The organism is Schwartzia sp. (in: firmicutes), assembly GCF_978017985.1.
In genome coordinates this window covers 1-2,140 of record NZ_CDXDFU010000058.1, presented here as the reverse complement: position 1 = coordinate 2,140, position 2,140 = coordinate 1, and the positions used below count along the sequence as shown (strand labels likewise).

The 2,140-nt window shown below is 49.6% G+C and carries 2 protein-coding genes; both read right to left on the bottom strand.

Translation table 11 applies throughout. The annotated features are described in order from the left end of the window. Nucleotides 1-1,587, bottom strand: a 1,587-nt coding sequence (gene ftsH, locus ACY69O_RS02830; RefSeq protein ID WP_462331954.1) for an ATP-dependent zinc metalloprotease FtsH, incomplete at its 3' end; no start/stop codon positions are given. A gap of 359 nt (nt 1,588-1,946) precedes the next feature. Next, nucleotides 1,947-2,140: hypothetical protein (locus ACY69O_RS02825; RefSeq protein WP_462331953.1), on the bottom strand; the 194-nt coding region annotated here is incomplete at its 5' end.

Genomic DNA, 2,140 nt, shown 5'->3' with positions numbered 1-2,140 from the left:
CTCCATAGCCACCATACCGAACTCGTCGCTCATGCCGTACCGTGTAATCATGGCACGGGCCAGCTTCGTTGCGCGCTCGATATCGTTTGCAGCGCCTGTCGTAATCTGTCCGAAAGCAACCTCCTCCGCAGCACGTCCGCCGGTCAGAGTAGCAATCTTCTGCTCAAGCTCCTCACGGGAAAGAAGATATTTATCCTTTTCCTCAACCTGCATGGTATACCCGAGGGCGCCGGAGGTGCGCGGAATAATCGTGATTTTCTGCACAGGAGCCTCATTGGTCTGCTTCGCAGCCACAAGAGCATGACCGATTTCGTGGTAGGCAACCGTGCGCTTTTCCTTGTCGGAAAGAATTGCGTTTTTCTTCTGATAGCCTGCGACAACGACCTCGACGCTTTCCTCAAGATCCTCCTGCGTAACGAGATTCCGTCCGTTTCTTACGGCACGGAGCGCGCCCTCGTTGATGATATTCGCCAGCTCTGCGCCGGAAGCACCCGATGCCATACGCGCGATAGTGTGATAATCCACACCCTCAGCCATCTTAACTTTTTTGGCATGTACCTCCAGAATAGCCTCGCGTCCCTTCAGATCAGGGAGCTCTACCGGCACACGGCGGTCAAACCGGCCCGGACGCAAAAGCGCGGGGTCAAGGGAATCCGGACGGTTTGTAGCAGCAAGAATTATAACGCCCGTGTTGCCCTCGAAGCCGTCCATTTCCGTGAGAAGCTGATTCAGCGTCTGCTCACGCTCATCATTTCCCATCATGTTGCCGTTTCGCTTCTGTCCGATAGCATCAATCTCATCAATAAAGACTATGCAGGGAGCTTTTTCCTTCGCCTGCTTGAAAAGGTCACGAACCTTTGATGCACCCATACCCACGAACATTTCCACGAACTCGGAGCCCGCGATGGAGAAAAACGGTACATTTGCCTCACCTGCTACGGCCTTTGCCAGCATGGTCTTACCTGTACCCGGAGGCCCAACCAGAAGAACACCCTTCGGCATTGACGCGCCGATAGAGGAATATTTGTTGGGATCGTGGAGGTAGTCCACAATCTCCGAAAGATTTTCCTTCGCCTCGTCCTCTCCTGCCACGTCCTTGAAAAGAATACCCTCAGAGGACGGCACATAGACTCTCGCCTGGCTTTTGCCAAGACCGAACATCATGGAATTTCCACCGCCGGCACGGTCCATAAGCTTTTTGCTCATATACTGTCCTATCAGGAAAAACACCGCAATAGGCAGCACCCATGTCAACAGGAAATTCATAAGAGGAGATTCCTTCGCCTTTATATCCGAGGAAAATGTCACCCCTGCCTTATGCAGTCGCTCCACCAAACCCTCGTCGTTCACGATTCCTGTCTTGAACAGCTTGTTGTCCTTATCCGTAAAAAGAATCTGATTGTCCTGAATATCTACCTTCGAAACAGTCTGCTGCTCCGTCATGGTCATAAACGTGCCGTAATCCACCTGCTCTATTTTGGCTTCCTCCATATAAGGCTTCGCCATGGCATTGAAAAACAAAAGTACGAGCAAAGCAATTCCGTAATAAAACGCCATAGGGCGCTGCGGATTCTTTACTTCCTTCATCTATAACAACTCCTTTTGCGTTCAGAGAGAAAAAAAGACAGGCAAAGCTGCCTACCTTTTATTATAACGCAGTTGTTCAAATTTTTCTTTTGAAAAAAGAAAAATCCTCCAATTAGCGTTTCAACGAGGTGGGAAATATGCTAACCACCTGTTAAAGTTTGTTTTCCTTCGCCTGTAGAGGACGGGGACATCTTCCACCGAGTTATATAACTCCACTATACAGTTGTTCAAATAAAAATATTTGCAAAAACAAGAGGCTCTGCCAAAGCAAAGCCTCTTGTTTATAACGAACCCACAGCATTAATTATATCACTACGTCGAGAGCCTTTTGACACAGCATGACGGAAAAAGACACGGCATTAATATCTGTCGTTATCGAACATACGATAACGATTTCCGCCGTATTTTTTTACGGATTTCAGCGCCTGACCTGCATGCTCCAGAAGTTCCTCGCAGTTCTCACGGGAGGAGCCCGTAACCGCGATTCCCATGCTGCAGGAAGCCGCCTCGGTGAGCTCCGTCTGAAGCTGCCGCACAGTATCAAGAAGATGCT